Raw genomic sequence first — 16,657 nt, 5'->3', positions numbered from 1 at the left:
AAGGAGTTTATGAGCATGTCTAAACCACTAGCTATCACAGATGTGGTACTTCGTGACGCGCACCAGTCACTATTTGCTACTCGTATGCGTATCGAAGATATGCTGCCAATTGCGGCAGAACTGGATAAAGTCGGTTACTGGTCTCTAGAGACTTGGGGCGGCGCGACATTTGATTCGTGTATCCGTTTTCTTGGAGAAGATCCATGGGAGCGTTTACGTGAACTTAAAAAAGCGATGCCAAACACACCAATGCAGATGCTACTGCGTGGTCAAAACCTGTTGGGTTACCGTCACTACGCGGATGATGTAGTAGAAAAATTTGTTGAACGTGCCCATAAAAACGGCATGGACGTATTCCGTATCTTTGATGCGATGAATGACGTACGTAACTTTGAAAAAGCAGTGAAAGCAACGATCGACGTTGGTGGCCACGCTCAAGGTACGTTGTCTTACACAACCAGTCCGGTTCACAACTCAGATACTTGGGTTGATTTGGCCAAACGCCTAGAGGACCTAGGTTGTCACTCACTATGTATCAAAGATATGTCAGGTTTATTAAAGCCGTATGAAGCAGAAGAGCTGATTACACGTATCAAAGCATCGTGTGACGTTCCTCTAGCACTGCATAGCCACGCGACAACTGGTCTATCGACTGCAACAGCGGTTAAAGCCGTTGAAGCGGGTATCGACATTCTAGATACCGCTATTTCTTCAATGAGCTGTACTTACGGTCATACGCCAACCGAAACGGTTGTTGCGATGTTAGAAGGTACAGAGCGCGACACGAATCTTAAACTAGACCAAATCGAACCCATCGCGGCTTACTTCCGTGATGTACGTAAAAAGTACGCGAAATGGGAAGGTCAGCTAAAAGGTGTCGATTCTCGCATCTTAATCGCTCAAGTTCCTGGCGGAATGTTAACTAACATGGAAGGCCAGCTTAAAGAGCAAGGCGCCGCCGATCGCATGGATGAAGTTCTAGAAGAGATCCCACGCGTACGTAAAGAGCTTGGTTACATTCCTTTAGTAACACCAACTTCTCAGATTGTCGGTACTCAAGCGGTTATTAACGTCTTAACGGGCGAACGCTATAAGAGCATCACGAAAGAGACTGCTGGTCTACTGAAAGGTGAATACGGTCAAGCTCCTGCTGAAGTGGATGCTGAACTGCAAGCGAAAGTTCTAGACGGTGCAGAGCCGATTACTTGTCGTCCTGCTGATTTACTTAAGTCTGAAATGGATACGTTAACGACGGATCTGTTAGAGAAAGCGAAATCAGAGGGTATCTCTCTAGCTGAAGATACGGTTGATGATGTACTGACTTACGCGCTCTTCCCACAAGTGGGTCTTAAGTTCCTTAAGAACCGTCGTAATCCTGAAGCATTTGAACCTGCACCAACGCTAGAAGTTGCGGCTCCAGTTGCTGCAGCTCCTGTACAAGCTTCTGGTGGTATTGAAAGCTACAGCGTGAAGGTTGATGGTCAAGTTTACGATGTTGAAGTTGGCCCACAAGGTGAACTGACATCGGTGGCGCCATCTGCAAAACCTGCTCAGGCTGCACCAGTAGCAGCGTCTGACGCTGAAGCGGTTCCAGCTCCATTGGCGGGTAACATCTTTAAAGTAAACGTTCAGGCAGGTACTGAGGTTTCTGAAGGCGACGTTCTACTAATCCTAGAAGCGATGAAGATGGAAACGGAAGTTCGTGCTGCTCGTGGCGGTATCGTTCAAGAATTGAATGTTAAAGAAGGCGATGCAGTTACTGTAGGCGCTCCACTACTAAGCTTAGCGTAAGGGAGTACCATGGAAGGATTGATGACCTTATGGTCTGAAACAGGGATTGCGAACTTTGAGTTCGGCCAGATCTGTATGATGCTGGTTGGTTGCTTACTGTTGTTTTTGGCAATTCGTAAAGGATTTGAACCGTTACTTCTACTGCCTATTGGTTTTGGTGCTGTATTAGCAAACATTCCAAATGCTGGGTTTACTGATCCAGGTGGTTTGCTCTACTACGTCTACTACATTGGTATTGAGACAGGTATTTTCCCACTGCTGATCTTTATGGGTGTTGGTGCGATGACGGACTTCGGTGCGTTGATTGCGAACCCTAAAACGTTGTGGCTAGGGGCTGCGGCTCAGTTTGGTATCTTCGCGACGCTATTTGGCGCGATCTTGCTGAACTACGTTCCAGGAATGGAGTTCTCGATGGCCGATGCTTCGTCAATTGCGATCATTGGTGGTGCCGATGGCCCAACTGCGATCTTCTTGGCGAGTAAGTTATCTCCGGATCTTTTAGGTGCCATTGCAGTAGCGGCTTATAGCTACATGGCTTTGGTTCCGATCATTCAGCCACCAATCATGAAAGCGTTAACGTCTCCTGAAGAGCGCAAAATTAAGATGGCTCAACTTCGTCACGTTAGCAAAGCCGAGAAGATTCTTTTCCCGCTTGCTGTACTTCTGATGACGATTTTGTTCCTACCTTCAGCAACACCTCTAGTTGGTATGTTCTGTTTGGGTAACTTAATGCGTGAAGCGGGTGTGGTTGATCGCCTTTCAAAAACAGCTCAAAACGAACTGATTAACGTTGTAACTATTTTCCTAGGTCTAGGGGTTGGTTCTAAGCTTCAAGCGGATACGTTCTTGAACTTAGAAACACTGGGTATTCTAGGTTTGGGTGCGGTCGCGTTCAGTATCGGTACGGCGGGTGGTGTATTGATGGCTAAGGTGTTGAACCGATTCTCGAAAGAGGACATCAACCCACTGATTGGCGCAGCTGGCGTATCAGCGGTTCCAATGGCGGCACGTGTTGTGAACAAGGTTGGTCTTGAGGCAAACCCTCAGAACTTCTTGTTGATGCATGCAATGGGCCCGAACGTAGCCGGTGTACTTGGTAGTGCGGTTGCGGCGGGTATTCTATTAGCTCTCGTGGGCTAGTGGATTTGCTGGGTCATGTATCGTTACGTTAATTGGTCGTCAATTTACGAATGAGCGGTTAACTTCGCCTTATTAAATGGTTTATAGTCAAAGGGATGCTTTCGCATCCCTTTCTTTTTATTAATTAGGGTGCTTGCTCACTAGGGCTTTTATCAATCAAGGAAATGTGGAAATGGAAAATAAACAGATTGCGATTACTCAATTCGGCGGCGTCGAAAACCTAAGTATTCAAACCAGTGCGATCCCTGAGCCTAAGGCTGGAGAAGTGGTGGTTAAAGTTTCCTTTTCAGGCATTAATCCGATTGATGTCAAAACCCGAGCGGGCCTTGGTTGGGCGGCAGCACAAAACAAAGATAACCTGCCTTGGGTACCTGGCTACGATATTTCAGGGAAAATTGTCACGCTAGGCGAACAGGCTGAACGCTTTACTGTTGGTGATAACGTGGCTGGCTTTATTGGTTTTCCACTGCAAGGTGGCGGTTACAGCCAATATGTGTGTGTTCCAGAAGCGGCACTAAGTATGGTTCCTGATTCTGTCACTTTAGAAGCGGCAGCTGCATTACCACTCGCGAGTCAAACCGCGGCACAAGCGCTCAACAAAGCCGAAGTGAAAGAAGGCGACCGCGTGCTTATTTTAGCGGGCGCGGGCGGCGTTGGTCACCTTGCGGTTCAAATTGCAGTGGCAGCAAAAGCTGAGGTTTACACAACCTGCAGCGAAGCCAATCTTGATTACCTTGCGACGCTAGGTGCTCACGCGATTAACTATAAGTTTGCGCCAGCATCAGAAAGAGTATCAGATGTCGATGTGCTGATTGATTTGGTCGGTGGCGATACCGCGCTTGATGCATTGAAGTGCCTAAAAGATGGCGCGCGAGTCGTGACTGTGCCGACTCTATCTGCAGAACTTATCTGTGAGAAAGCAACACTATTAGGTTTTACTGCATCAGGCATGCTGGTTGAACCAACCCCTGAGCAAATGGACACCATGCTTTACATGGTCAGTGTCGGATTGCTCAAAACAGAAATTCAAGGTATCTACCAGTTAGACGAGGCGCAGTCGGCTCATCTGCAGGTTGAAACCGGACACACCAGAGGCAAGGTGCTACTTAAAATGCAAGAAAGTTGATAGGCAGTGTTAGAATTTTTTAACTCGCTTTTTGAAAATATCGCGCTGTGGTTCTCGGACTCAGCGCTATGGGTACTCTTCATTAGTGGATTCTTGAGTGCCACGTTACTACCCGGTGGTTCAGAAGCTAGCCTTGTGGCTGCATTGAGCTTAGATCAGTTTTCAACTTCATCGATCATTCTGGTGGCAACATTAGGCAATACCTTAGGCGGCCTGACTAACTATTGGATTGGTTTGTGGTTGCCTAATCGAACTCAATCTGAAAAGCATGGTCATAAGGCTATGGCTTGGCTGAGTCGTTATGGCTACTGGACACTGTTATTTAGTTGGTTACCGATCATTGGTGACCCTTTGTGTCTAGCGGCGGGTTGGCTAAGAATGAAATTCATCCCTAGCGTTATTTTGATAGCGATTGGCAAAGCCGCTCGCTATAGCTTACTTGCTGCTATCTACTTCGGTTTTTTCTAAGGAGAACCTATGAAAAAGGTTTTACTTGGTACATTTTCTCTTATCGCCATTGCTGGCTGTTCTTACAATGTACCTAGCTCAACGCCCTTCTTTTCCTCGTTACCTGAAGGTGTCACTCTGTTAGAAGAGGTTAAGCACTCTAAAGATAAAGTGGTGATTCCTTACACCAAGTATCAGCTTGAAAACGGTCTGACAGTTATTCTTTCCCCTGATGATTCCGATCCGTTGGTGCATGTTGATGTAACTTATCATGTCGGCTCAGCACGTGAAGAGATTGGCAAGTCGGGCTTTGCTCACTTCTTTGAGCACATGATGTTCCAGGGTTCTGAGAACGTTGGTGACCAACAGCACTTTAAGATCATTACCGAAGCGGGTGGTTCGTTAAACGGCACGACCAACCGTGACCGCACCAACTATTTTGAAACTGTTCCTTCTAACCAACTTGAGAAAATGTTGTGGTTAGAATCAGACCGAATGGGCTTCTTGTTGGATGCTGTTTCTCAGAAGAAATTTGAGGTTCAAAGAGGCACGGTCAAGAACGAGCGAGCGCAGAGCTACGAAAATCGTCCTTACGGCTTGATGTGGGAACGCATGGGCGAAGCGCTTTACCCTGAAGGTCACCCTTACTCTTGGCAACCAATCGGCTATGTTGAAGATCTTGACCGTGTTGACGTGAATGATCTTAAAGCGTTCTTCCTGCGTTGGTACGGCCCAAACAATGCCGTGTTAACGATTGGTGGTGATATCGACGTTGATAACACGCTAGAATGGGTTAACAAGTACTTTGGTTCAATTCCTCAAGGCCCTGAAGTGAAGGCGGCAGAGAAGCAACCTGCTGTTCTAACAGAAGATAAATACATCACCTTAGAAGACAATATTCGTCAGCCGATGGTGCTGGTGGGGTGGCCAACAACGTATCGCGGTGAAGAGACGCAAGCTTCACTGAATGCATTGTCTAACGTGTTAGGTTCAGGTACCAACAGTTACCTATATCAAAACCTCGTAAAAACGCAGAAGGCCGTCAGCGCTGGCTCTTTCCATGATTGTGCTGAGTTGGCGTGTACCATGTACGTGTATGCAATGGGCAACTCAGGTGAAAAAGGCGATTTGACGGTTCTCAATAAAGAGCTGATGGATACCCTGGAGCAATTCTCGAAAGAGGGCGTTGAGCAAGAGCGTTTAGACCAGATCACTGGCATGGCCGAAGCGAATGCTGTTTTTGCATTGCAAAGCGTTAAAGGTAAGGTGTCGCAACTCGCGTCGAACCAAACCTTCTATGGTCAGCCTGATCGCATTGAATCACAACTCGATCAAATCCGAGCGGTGACGCCTGAGAGCGTGAGCAAGGCATACCAAGATTTCATCGAAGGTAAGCACAAGGTTACCTTGAGTGTGGTTCCTAAGAAAAAGCTCGATTTGGCGGTTCGTGAAGCGACCTTTACCACGCCACCACGTACGTTGCCGGAATACAGCAAGGTGACGGAAGATCAACTGGATTTCAGAAAGGCACCGGATACCTTTGATCGCAGTGTGATGCCAGAAGTGAACTTTGGTGTTGAGGCGACCATGCCTGAGTTGTACCGCATGCACTTTGCAAATGGCACTGACTTAATTGGTACCGTGACCAGTGAAACGCCGACAGTACAGCTGCAAATTCAATTGCCTGCAGGCGAACGCTATGTTCGCAAAGGGCAAGAAGGCCTAGCGAACCTAACGGCTTCGATGATGGAAGAAGGCTCAACTAAACGAACCGTTGAAGAGTTACAAGCGACCTTAGATAAACTTGGTAGCAGCGTGAGCATTAGTGCGGGCAGCTACACCACAGATATTTCAGTCTCGACGCTAGAGAAAAACTTGCCTCAAACCTTAGCGATTGTGCAAGAGGTTCTATTCGATCCTAAGTTCGATGAGCAAGATTTTGAGCGCGTTAAGAAACAGATGCTAGAAGGCGTTGTGTATCAGCATCAGCAGCCAAGCTGGATGGCTTCTCAAGCAACCCGTGAAGTGCTGTTTGGTGACACTGTTTTTGCTCGTGCAAGTGATGGTACTAAGGAATCTCTATCGAAATTGACCTTAGACGATGTGAAAAAATTCTATGCGCAACATTACACACCAGAAGGTGCCAATATTGTTGTGGTGGGAGACATCTCGAAGAAAGAGGTAGGGAAACAGCTACAATTCTTTGAAGAGTGGCAAGGCGATGCGGCACCATTAACGCGTCCACAGATCGTTAAAGAGCTTTCTGGTCAGCACCTGTACTTAGTTGATAAACCGGGTGCGCCGCAAAGCATTGTTCGCTTGGTTCGTAAGGGCCTGCCGTTTGATGCGACGGGCGAATTGTATTTGAGCCAGTTAGCTAACTTTAACTTAGCGGGCAACTTCAATAGCCGTATCAACCAGAACCTACGTGAAGACAAAGCCTACACTTACGGTGCAAGCGGTTACTTCGCAAGTACTCGTGAAACTGGCGCAGTGGTATTTAGCGCGCAGGTAAGGGCGAATGCGACGGTTCCATCGATTCAAGAGTTTATTAATGAGCTGAATGAGTTTAGCCAAAGTGGATTAACTGACGAAGAGGTGAAATTTATGCGCCTTGCCGTCGGTCAACAAGATGCACTTAAATACGAAACGCCAAGTCAAAAGGCGGGGTTGTTGAGTAATATTGTTGCATTGAGCCTTGATGAAGATTACCTACAACAGCGTAATCAGATAGTTGAAACGGTTTCAAAAGAGACCTTAAACGAGCTATCTAAGAAATGGTTTGACCCGAATGATTATCAAATAATCGTTGTTGGTGACGCGACTTCGCTTCGCCCGCAATTAGAAAAGTTAGATATTCCAATAGAAGAGCTTGAAATCATTCGTTAGAGTACACATTAAAGGGGGAGGGAAGAGACTCTACTTTTCTCCTCCAACCTAATTTATGATAGTTCTAATCAGAACAATATAAGATAAGTGAACTGAATTTTGACTGATTTTGCTGCGCGACTAAAGCAAGTTGCAACCAACCCTAAGACCTTCTCTCAATTTGGTCGTGGTGTTGAAAGGGAAACATTACGCTACACGGAAGATGGGCACCTTGCTACTGGGCCGCACCCTGAGGCTTTGGGATCTGCGTTGATGAACGAATGGGTAACGACCGATTTCTCTGAGTCGCTACTGGAATTTATCACGCCTGTTTCTAACGACGTTCCGACGCTTTTGAATCAGTTGTCTGATATCCACCACTTCACGCAAACCAAGTTAGACGGCGAAAAACTATGGCCGCTTTCTATGCCTTGTTACGTTGGCAGTGAAGATTACATTCAGCTAGCGCAATACGGCACCTCGAATAACGGTAAGATGAAGACCCTATATCGTGAAGGCCTAAAACGTCGTTACGGTAGCCTGATGCAGATTATCTCTGGTGTTCACTTCAACTTCTCTTTCCCAGAAAGCTTTTGGGATAGCCTGTTTGGAGAGCAAACTGAAGAAGCGCGTTGTGAATCTAAGTCAGATGCTTACTTTGGTTTGATTCGTAACTACTACCGCTTTGGTTGGTTAATCCCATACTTCTTCGGTGCTTCACCTGCGCTATGTTCTTCTTTCATCAAAGGAAGAGAGACAAACCTGCCTTTTGAAAAGATTGGCGAGACACTGTATCTGCCAAAAGCAACGGCACTGCGCCTGAGCGACCTTGGCTACACGAACAGTGCGCAAAGTGTGTTGAAGATTGGTTTCAACAGCCTAGACCAATACCTTGAAGGTTTGAATCAAGCGATTCGCACACCATCAGAAGAATTTGCCGAGATTGGCACTAAGGTTGATGGTGAATACCGTCAGTTGAATAGCAACGTACTGCAAATTGAAAATGAGCTTTACGCTCCAATCCGCCCTAAGCGTGTGGCGAAGAGTGGTGAGAAACCATCTGAAGCATTGGCACGCGGTGGTGTTGAGTACATTGAGGTTCGTTCTTTAGATGTAAACCCATTCAGCTCAATTGGTATCAATGAGCAGCAGGTTCGTTTCCTAGACTTATTCCTAACGTGGAGTGTGCTAACGGACTCTGCTGAGATGGATAACTGCGAGCTTGAATGCTGGCGCGATAACTGGAACAAGGTGATCCTACAAGGTCGTCAGGTTGGTCTAGAGCTGCAAATCGGTTGTCATGGTGAGCGATTGTCTCTGCAAGATTGGGCGAAGCGTGTCTTCAAAGATCTGCGCTCTATTGCCGAGATGATGGACGCTGAACAAGGTGGTCGTGCATACCAAGAAACATGCGATACGCTTGAGGCTTGGATTGATAACCCTGAGCTAACTATTTCTGGCCAGTTGCTAGAAGAGACCAAAAAATTGGGCGGCTTAGGTAAAGTGGGTTGCGCGTTAGGTAAAACGTACGCTCAGCAACACAAAGCGCACCAATACAAAGTATATTCAGCTGAGTTGATGGAAGCAGAAGTTCAACGTTCTGTGATTGCTCAGCAACAAAGTGAAGAAGCAAGCACTCAAGATTTTGATAGCTTCTTAGCGGATTATTTTTCGTATTTAAAAGCATAGCGAGACTTTGGTGGAAAGGAAGCAAGCCTTATTAGGTCAGCCTACTCGAGTGAGTAGTAAATGGTTACCTGTAGTGACTGTTGGTGTTGTCTCTAGCCTGTTGGTTGGATGTGCAACGCCACCGCCAAAGCAGCAAGATAATTTGTGTAGCATCTTTCGAGAGCACCCTTCATGGTATGAAGATGCCTTGGATATGCAAGAAGAATGGGGAACGCCGATTAACGTTGCGATGGCTTTTGTGAAACAAGAGAGTAGCTATCGTCATGATGCGCGCCCACCTAAAGATTACATTCTTGGCTTTATACCGTGGGGGCGTGTAAGCAGTGCCTACGGTTATGCACAAGCTCAAGATCCTGCTTGGGAAGACTTCCAAAAGGCGACCAATAACGGTGGTTCAAGAACCAACTTTGATGATGCATTGATGTTCATCGGTTGGTATACCAGCGAGACGCGTCGTCAATTGGGCATCTCACTATGGGACCCATATAACCAATACCTGGCTTATCATGAAGGCCGTGGTGGTTATAAGCGCAAGTCATACAACAGCAAGCCATCGCTAATTAAGGTGGCGCGCAAAGTCGAACAGCAAGCAAAAGATTATGGATGGCAGCTGAAACAGTGCCGCAAAGAACTAGAAGACAATCGAAGCTGGTTTTTCTAAAGCCAGCCGTCATGGAGAAGAGCAATGCCTTTATTAGATAGTTTCACTGTTGATCACACACGCATGAACGCACCTGCCGTTCGTGTTGCTAAAACAATGCAAACCCCAAAAGGGGATACCATCACTGTGTTTGACCTGCGTTTTACTGCGCCAAACAAAGACATCCTATCTGAGAAAGGTATCCATACTCTAGAGCACCTATATGCTGGTTTCATGCGTAATCAATTGAACGGTTCAGATGTAGAGATCATCGATATCTCACCGATGGGCTGTCGCACTGGTTTCTACATGAGCCTGATTGGTACGCCTACAGAACAACAAGTGGCTGACGGTTGGTTGGCAGCGATGCAAGACGTACTGAAAGTTGAGAACCAGAATAAGATCCCTGAGCTGAACGAATACCAATGTGGTACCGCGGCAATGCACTCTTTGGATGAAGCGAAAGAGATCGCGAATGCGATCATCGCTGCAGGCATCTCTGTAAACAAGAATGATGAACTGGCACTGCCAGAGTCTATGCTGCAAGAGCTTAAGATCGACTAGTCATTGATAGCTACCCTAGATAGGGCGAGTTAGATACTAAAAGGCCCGGTTCAATGAACCGGGCCTTTTTCGTCAACGTATTTTAGGGCGAGACAGAGATTCAGTGATAACTCAGTTAGCCGTTCACGATCTGTGGGAACACGCGAACCAGTTTGATGCGGTTCTCTTCAAGCTCAACAATTTCCATTGGGTGGCTGGCTACCTGAACACTGAGGTGACTCTCTGGAATATCTTCAAGGTGTTCCAGTATCAAACCATTCAGCGTTCTTGGGCCATCGGTAGGCAGTGCCCACTGTAAGCCTTTGTTGATATCTCGGATATTGGCACTGCCTTCAATCAAGAAGCTGCCATCGCTTTGCGGAGTAATCTCTTCAGATAAGCTTGGGGTGATTGAGGTGGTAAACTCACCTACGATCTCTTCTAGAATATCTTCTAATGTAACCAAACCATTGATGTCGCCATACTCATCAACAATCAAACCGATGCGCTGCTTATTGCGTTGAAACTTAAGCAGTTGAATATTGAGTGGTGTCGCTTCAGGAATAAAGTAGATCTCATCCGCGGCACGCAACAGGGTTTCTTTATTGAATTCGTTCTTTTCAAGCATCAGACGGTAAGCTTCACGCAGCCTAAGCATGCCGACCACTTCATCTATTTGGTCACGGTACAGCACTACGCGACCATGAGGCGAGTGGGTAAGTTGACGAACGATCGATTTCCAGTCGTCATTGATGTCGATACCAGTAATCTCATTACGCGGCACCATGATGTCGTTCACGGTGACGTGCTCTAAATCCAGAATAGACACCAACATATCTTGGTGACGTTGAGGGATTAAGCTACCGGCTTCATTTACCACGGTTCTAAGCTCTTCGGAGCTCAAGTGGTCGGTTGCATCATGGCTGGCTTTGACACCTAAGATACGAATGAAGCCATTGGTAATGAAGTTAACTAAAATCACCAACGGTGACAGTACCTTCATCAGCACCATCAAAAGGATGCTACTGGCGTAAGAGACACGTTCAGGAAATAGAGAAGCGATAGTCTTTGGGGTTACCTCGGCGAATACGAGGATCACGAGAGTCAGGGTACCAGTAGCGATAGCCACACCGATATCCCCGTAGATGCGCATACCAAGAATAGTAGCGATCGCAGATGCAAGAATGTTGACGAGATTGTTGCCGATGAGGATGAGGCCAATCAATCTGTCTGGGCGGTTCAGAAGTTTTTCTACACGTTTGGCACCTTTATGACCCGTATTGGCCAAGTGCTTTAAACGGTAGCGGTTCAGGGACATCATGCCCGTTTCGGAACCAGAGAAATAACCAGAAATTACAATGAGACACGCGAGTAGCGCAAATAAGATACCCGTTGATATGTCGTCCAAAACTATTCTTTTCCTATTTGTGTATCTTGATTAATTTATGACCGAACATGGTCGAGATGTCAATTGAATGTATTGCACTCAATATTTTAAAGGCAAGGTATGTGAGACCTTGCCTTTATTTTACAGACTAGTTCAGGATGATTTCCTGGACGAAGCGGCTACCGAAGTAGGCTAATGTGAGCATGCTGGCGCCGGCCAGTGCGAACCAAGTGACTTTCTGTCCACGCCAACCTTTCTGATAGTGACCCCACAGAAGGATGGAGTAGATAACCCAAGCGATAAAAGACAACACAGCCTTGTGTGCCTTTCCTTGAGCAAACATATCTTGCACGAAGATGAGACCCGTTAACAAGGTACCTGTTAATAAGCCATTACCAATCAAAATGATCTTGAAAAGTTGTCTTTCCACCATCATTAAAGGAGGTAGGTTAGGGTTTATCACTAAGGCTTTTTTCTTTTTAAGTTTGTGATCTAGCCACGCAAGTTGCAGGGCGTATAGCGCACCGATAGTTAACGTTGCGTATGAGAATAGAGCCAAAGAGATGTGCACGAGCAGTTTTGGGTCATTCTCTAGATGTTTGATGAAGGTGCTTGGAAGAAAAGTGGCAGCCATCAAGTTCAGCGCAGCGAAGCTATAGACGACGGGTAAGATAAACCACAGACGGGTTTTGAGCATTGCACCGCTCATTACCACAGATATGATTAAACTGATTAATGAAGCAACGTTCAAGATACTGAGGTTTTGGCCACTGGCATTAAAAATCAAATCGCCAAGCAACCAAGCATGGAAAGCTAGAGCAAGTAATGCGCTGATAAACACCGTTTTTACACGGATTCCTGTTTGGTGCACGAGACCTGGAATGATCGTGGAAATCGCCATTGTATAAAGAAAGGCTGCTGCGATCGCAATAAGACTGTCCATGGTATCCATTTTAATGATTACTAATTGGCGAATTATACCTCGCATCGCTCTTTGGGGCTATGGCGAACCTCATTCAATTCCAAGTGAATAATGTCTCACATCACAAGCACGGATGATTAACGCTCTACAACGGGTATGACTCTAATCCGCGCTAATGTATACTCACAGTAATAGTCGCAGTTTTGAGCGAAGAGAAAACTATGTTTGATAATTTAACGGATCGTCTATCCAAAACGCTGAAGAACATCAGCGGTAAAGGTCGTCTGACCGAAGACAATATTAAAGAGACGCTGCGTGAAGTACGTATGGCGCTACTTGAAGCCGACGTTGCACTGCCCGTTGTCCGCGATTTTGTTAAGCGCGTAAAAGAAGGCGCTGTGGGTGTTGAGGTTTCTAAATCTCTAACGCCTGGTCAAGAATTCATTAAGATCGTTCAAGCTGAACTTGAAGCGGTGATGGGTGAGTCTAACGAGGCTCTTAACCTAGCAGCGCAGCCGCCAGCCGTTATCTTAATGGCGGGTCTACAAGGTGCGGGTAAAACCACATCGGTAGGTAAGCTATCTAAGCTTCTAACTGAGCGTGACAAGAAGAAAGTCTTGGTTGTGTCTGCCGACGTTTACCGTCCAGCGGCAATCAAACAGCTTGAAACGTTAGCAAGCGATGTTGGCGTAGACTTCTTCCCATCTTCAGCTGATCAAAAACCTCTTGATATTGCAAACGCTGCAATCGACCACGCGAAGAAGAAATTCTACGACGTGCTACTTGTCGATACTGCGGGTCGTTTGGCTATCGATGAAGAGATGATGGGCGAGATCAAAGAGCTTCATACTGCAATTAAACCAGTAGAGACACTGTTCGTTGTTGATGCAATGACAGGTCAAGATGCTGCGAACACTGCAAAAGCCTTTGGTGATGCGCTACCACTAACCGGTGTTATCTTGACGAAAGTTGATGGTGATGCGCGTGGTGGTGCTGCTCTGTCTGTTCGTCATATCACAGGCAAGCCGATTAAATTCTTGGGTGTTGGTGAAAAGACTGACGCACTAGAACCGTTCCACCCAGATCGTGTTGCTTCTCGTATCTTAGGTATGGGCGACGTACTGTCTCTTATTGAAGACCTACAGAAAAACGTTGATACGGAGAAAGCAGAGAAACTGGCTAAGAAGTTCAAAGAGAAGAAAGGCTTTGACCTTGAAGACTTCCGTGAACAACTAGGTCAGATGCAAAACATGGGCGGCATGATGGGCATGATGGATAAGCTTCCAGGCATGTCTCAGCTACCAGATAACGTTAAAGATAAAGTTGATGACAAGATGTTCAAGCAAATGGAAGCGATCATCAACTCTATGACCATGAAAGAGCGTCAACGCCCTGACCTAATCAAAGGCTCTCGCAAAAAGCGTATTGCCGCTGGTTCTGGTACACAGGTACAAGATGTAAACCGTATGCTTAAGCAGTTCACCCAAATGCAGAAGATGATGAAGAAGATGCAGAAAGGTGGCATGAAAGGCATGATGCGCAACATGCAAGGCATGATGGGCGGCGGTGGAGGTATGGGCGGAATGGGTGGTGGCTTTAACCCGTTTGGTCGATAATCTACAAATGTAAGCTTTAGCTGCGTTACTTTTCATAGTGTTAGCCGTGTCACAGAAAGTGTACGGCAGCTATGTTGGTGAAAAAATAGCTAAAGCCCTTGCATTGCACCGGAATAAGAGTAAAATTCCGGGGCTTTAATTTGGCACGAGACCCCAAGCTATTTACTTATACTTGGGGTTAATTATTTTATTAAGAAAGCAAAGAGGACGACATGGTAACCATTCGTTTGGCACGTCACGGTGCAAAGAAGCGCCCATTTTATCAAATCGTAGTTGCGGATAGCCGTAACGCTGCAACTGGCCGTTTCATCGAGAAAGTAGGTTTCTTTAACCCTACAGCTCAAGGTCAAGAAGAAGGTCTACGTCTAGACCTAGATCGTGTTAACCACTGGGTTGGTCAAGGCGCATCTCTATCTGATCGTGTAGCTAAGCTAGTTAAAGACGCTCAAAAAGCGGCTTAATTCTTTTTTAAAGAGAAATAGCTTATGTCGATGAAGGGTAAAGAAACTATGAGCGAGCAAAATAATAGAATTGTCATGGGTAAACTTGGGTCTACCTATGGTATTCGTGGCTGGCTCAAAGTGTTCTCCTACACAGACAATGCTGAAAGCATATTTGATTACAGCCCTTGGTATTTAAACCTAAAGGGTAAGTGGGTTGAGTACAAAGTTGAGAGCTGGAAACGTCATGGCCAAGGTTATGTATGTAAGCTAGCGGGATTAGATGTTCGTGAAGACGCGCAACTGATGACTAACTTTGAAATTGCTATTGACCCTGCTTCGTTACCTGAATTGTCAGAAGATGAATTCTACTGGCGCGAATTGTTCGGTATGCAAGTTTTTACCACTAAAGGTTACGACCTTGGTGAGGTCACTGACCTATTAGAAACTGGCTCGAACGATGTTCTAGTAATCAAAGCAAATCTTAAAGATGCTTTTGGCCAAAAGGAACGGTTAGTACCGTACCTTGAAGAGCAAGTGATCAAGAAAGTTGATCGCGAAGCTCGCCGGATCGAAGTTGACTGGGATCCTGGATTCTAACTCCAAATTACAGAGCGAGAGAACACATGTGGGTTGGCATTATTAGCCTTTTTCCTGAAATGTTCCGTTCTGTTACTGATTTTGGAGTAACAGGTCAAGCGGTTAAAAAAGGTCTTTTATCTATTGAGACATGGAATCCTCGTGATTTCACTCATGATAAACATCGCACTGTTGATGACAGACCTTACGGTGGTGGTCCTGGCATGTTAATGATGGTTCAGCCTTTGCGCGACGCTATCACAACGGCCAAGCAAGCAGCACCGGGAAAGACGAAAGTTATCTATCTTTCACCTCAAGGTCGTAAACTCGACCAGAAAGGTGTTGAAGAGCTGGCAACAAACGAGAATTTACTTCTTATTTGTGGTCGCTACGAAGGGGTAGATGAGCGCATCATTCAATCTGAAGTTGACGAAGAATGGTCGATTGGAGATTTTGTGATGACGGGTGGCGAACTGCCAGCCATGACGTTGATTGATTCAGTATCTCGGTTTGTTCCGGGTGTACTTGGAGATTTCGCTTCAGCAGAAGAAGATTCTTTTGCAAATGGTTTGCTAGATTGTCCCCATTATACGCGCCCTGAGGTGCTAGACGATAAAGATGTGCCATCGGTACTCAAGTCTGGAAACCATAAGGATATTCGTCGCTGGCGATTAAAACAATCGTTGGGCCGAACTTGGCTAAGAAGACCAGAACTCCTGGAAAACCTAGCTCTGACTGACGAACAGGAACAATTACTGGCTGAATTCATTAAAGAGCAACGCTCTTAACGAAAAGCAAGCAGTAACCTATTAAATTTAGTATCAGTTTATTCTAGGAATTTATACAAATGAGCAACATCATCAAGGCTCTTGAAGAAGAGCAACTAAAATCAGACCTTCCTAAATTCGCACCAGGTGACACTGTTGTAGTTCAGGTTAAGGTAAAAGAAGGTGACCGTGAGCGTCTACAGGCTTTCGAAGGCGTTGTAATCGCTATTCGTAACCGTGGTCTACACTCTGCATTCACAGTTCGTAAGATCTCGAACGGTGAAGGCGTAGAGCGTGCGTTCCAAACTCACTCTCCAATGGTTGATAGCATCGAAGTTAAACGCCGTGGTGCAGTACGTCGTGCCAAGTTGTACTACCTACGTGAGCGTTCTGGTAAGTCAGCTCGTATTAAAGAGAAGCTTACTAAGAAGTAATTCTTTTTGCATTCTATCGATAAAAGCGGAGCCATTTGGCTCCGCTTTTTTGTGTCTGTTATTTGGAGCTTAGCAGGTAAGAGATCCCCAATTCGCTCGTACCTCACTCTTGAGGATGACAAACCAGACGAAACTCATATTTAACCGTCATTCCCTAGACTGACGAAGGAAGGAGTAGGGAATCTCTACTAGCGCCGTGTTATAGGCAATAAAAAAGGATTGACGTTAAACGCCAACCCTTCAAAATTTACTCGCTACTCGCTACTCG

Annotated in this window: 15 protein-coding genes; 13 read left to right on the top strand and 2 right to left on the bottom strand. The window is 46.0% G+C overall.

Going from position 1 to position 16,657, the window contains the following annotated elements; all coding sequences use genetic code 11:
* The first annotated feature begins 15 nt into the window (after window positions 1–15).
* From oadA to luxS, 8 genes are all read left to right on the top strand, one after another.
* Window positions 16–1,791, top strand: coding sequence for a sodium-extruding oxaloacetate decarboxylase subunit alpha (gene oadA, locus AB4585_RS07820; RefSeq protein ID WP_017059560.1), 1,776 nt, complete (start codon window positions 16–18; stop codon window positions 1,789–1,791).
* A 9-nt stretch (window positions 1,792–1,800) separates the two neighbouring features.
* Window positions 1,801–2,931, top strand: a complete 1,131-nt coding sequence (locus AB4585_RS07815; RefSeq protein WP_019825842.1) for a sodium ion-translocating decarboxylase subunit beta — start codon at window positions 1,801–1,803, stop codon at window positions 2,929–2,931.
* A 172-nt stretch (window positions 2,932–3,103) separates the two neighbouring features.
* A complete protein-coding gene (locus AB4585_RS07810) occupies window positions 3,104–4,057 on the top strand; it encodes an NADP-dependent oxidoreductase (RefSeq protein ID WP_372154968.1) in 954 nt (317 codons plus the stop codon).
* Between the two features lie 6 nt (window positions 4,058–4,063).
* Window positions 4,064–4,525: a YqaA family protein gene (locus AB4585_RS07805; RefSeq protein WP_017059555.1), complete on the top strand. Its 462-nt coding sequence runs from the start codon at window positions 4,064–4,066 to the stop codon at window positions 4,523–4,525.
* A 9-nt stretch (window positions 4,526–4,534) separates the two neighbouring features.
* Window positions 4,535–7,393, top strand: coding sequence for a M16 family metallopeptidase (locus AB4585_RS07800; RefSeq protein WP_372169517.1), 2,859 nt, complete (start codon window positions 4,535–4,537; stop codon window positions 7,391–7,393).
* Window positions 7,394–7,492: 99 nt separating this feature from the next.
* Window positions 7,493–9,061, top strand: a complete 1,569-nt coding sequence (gene gshA / locus AB4585_RS07795; protein WP_017063229.1) for a glutamate--cysteine ligase — start codon at window positions 7,493–7,495, stop codon at window positions 9,059–9,061.
* A 10-nt stretch (window positions 9,062–9,071) separates the two neighbouring features.
* Window positions 9,072–9,722, top strand: coding sequence for a hypothetical protein (locus AB4585_RS07790; RefSeq protein WP_017629422.1), 651 nt, complete (start codon window positions 9,072–9,074; stop codon window positions 9,720–9,722).
* 24 nt (window positions 9,723–9,746) lie between these two features.
* Complete coding sequence (gene luxS, locus AB4585_RS07785) at window positions 9,747–10,265, top strand: S-ribosylhomocysteine lyase (protein WP_017056597.1); 519 nt, start codon at window positions 9,747–9,749, stop codon at window positions 10,263–10,265.
* A gap of 115 nt (window positions 10,266–10,380) precedes the next feature.
* Here luxS and AB4585_RS07780 read toward each other — a convergent pair whose 3' ends face one another.
* Both AB4585_RS07780 and AB4585_RS07775 read right to left on the bottom strand, forming a co-directional pair.
* Window positions 10,381–11,652, bottom strand: a complete 1,272-nt coding sequence (locus tag AB4585_RS07780; protein WP_017068872.1) for an HlyC/CorC family transporter — start codon at window positions 11,650–11,652, stop codon at window positions 10,381–10,383.
* Between the two features lie 127 nt (window positions 11,653–11,779).
* Complete coding sequence (locus AB4585_RS07775) at window positions 11,780–12,574, bottom strand: inner membrane protein YpjD (RefSeq protein WP_019825854.1); 795 nt, start codon at window positions 12,572–12,574, stop codon at window positions 11,780–11,782.
* A 200-nt stretch (window positions 12,575–12,774) separates the two neighbouring features.
* Here AB4585_RS07775 and ffh point away from each other — a divergent pair, with 200 nt between their 5' ends.
* The 5 genes from ffh (at window position 12,775) to rplS (ending at window position 16,389) form a co-directional block, all read left to right on the top strand.
* Entirely contained in the window at window positions 12,775–14,169 is a 1,395-nt protein-coding gene (ffh, locus tag AB4585_RS07770; protein ID WP_010435884.1) for a signal recognition particle protein, read from the top strand.
* Between the two features lie 212 nt (window positions 14,170–14,381).
* Window positions 14,382–14,630, top strand: coding sequence for a 30S ribosomal protein S16 (gene rpsP / locus AB4585_RS07765; RefSeq protein ID WP_004410028.1), 249 nt, complete (start codon window positions 14,382–14,384; stop codon window positions 14,628–14,630).
* A gap of 24 nt (window positions 14,631–14,654) precedes the next feature.
* Window positions 14,655–15,209, top strand: a complete 555-nt coding sequence (gene rimM, locus AB4585_RS07760) for a ribosome maturation factor RimM (protein WP_017063236.1) — start codon at window positions 14,655–14,657, stop codon at window positions 15,207–15,209.
* A gap of 26 nt (window positions 15,210–15,235) precedes the next feature.
* Window positions 15,236–15,976, top strand: a complete 741-nt coding sequence (gene trmD, locus AB4585_RS07755; RefSeq protein ID WP_017061056.1) for a tRNA (guanosine(37)-N1)-methyltransferase TrmD — start codon at window positions 15,236–15,238, stop codon at window positions 15,974–15,976.
* 59 nt (window positions 15,977–16,035) lie between these two features.
* Window positions 16,036–16,389, top strand: coding sequence for a 50S ribosomal protein L19 (gene rplS / locus AB4585_RS07750; RefSeq protein ID WP_004735514.1), 354 nt, complete (start codon window positions 16,036–16,038; stop codon window positions 16,387–16,389).
* Window positions 16,390–16,657: the final 268 nt, after the last annotated feature.

The sequence above is a fragment of the Vibrio sp. 10N.222.49.C9 genome, from assembly GCF_041474985.1.
In the GTDB taxonomy this organism is placed as follows: domain Bacteria; phylum Pseudomonadota; class Gammaproteobacteria; order Enterobacterales; family Vibrionaceae; genus Vibrio; species Vibrio crassostreae_C.
Note: the sequence above shows the minus strand (reverse complement) of the source record. Positions and strands in the feature narration are given on the sequence as shown.

What these genes read in the sequence shown, in the direction of transcription:
- oadA (WP_017059560.1), top strand. Translation starts at nt 16, where the DNA reads ATGTCTAAACCACTAGCTATCACAGATGTGGTACTTCGTGACGCGCAC.
- AB4585_RS07815 (WP_019825842.1), top strand. Translation starts at nt 1,801, where the DNA reads ATGGAAGGATTGATGACCTTATGGTCTGAAACAGGGATTGCGAACTTT.
- AB4585_RS07810 (WP_372154968.1), top strand. Translation starts at nt 3,104, where the DNA reads ATGGAAAATAAACAGATTGCGATTACTCAATTCGGCGGCGTCGAAAAC.
- AB4585_RS07800 (WP_372169517.1), top strand. Translation starts at nt 4,535, where the DNA reads ATGAAAAAGGTTTTACTTGGTACATTTTCTCTTATCGCCATTGCTGGC.
- luxS (WP_017056597.1), top strand. Translation starts at nt 9,747, where the DNA reads ATGCCTTTATTAGATAGTTTCACTGTTGATCACACACGCATGAACGCA.
- AB4585_RS07775 (WP_019825854.1), bottom strand. Translation starts at nt 12,574, where the DNA reads ATGGACAGTCTTATTGCGATCGCAGCAGCCTTTCTTTATACAATGGCG.
- ffh (WP_010435884.1), top strand. Translation starts at nt 12,775, where the DNA reads ATGTTTGATAATTTAACGGATCGTCTATCCAAAACGCTGAAGAACATC.
- rpsP (WP_004410028.1), top strand. Translation starts at nt 14,382, where the DNA reads ATGGTAACCATTCGTTTGGCACGTCACGGTGCAAAGAAGCGCCCATTT.
- rimM (WP_017063236.1), top strand. Translation starts at nt 14,655, where the DNA reads ATGTCGATGAAGGGTAAAGAAACTATGAGCGAGCAAAATAATAGAATT.
- trmD (WP_017061056.1), top strand. Translation starts at nt 15,236, where the DNA reads ATGTGGGTTGGCATTATTAGCCTTTTTCCTGAAATGTTCCGTTCTGTT.
- rplS (WP_004735514.1), top strand. Translation starts at nt 16,036, where the DNA reads ATGAGCAACATCATCAAGGCTCTTGAAGAAGAGCAACTAAAATCAGAC.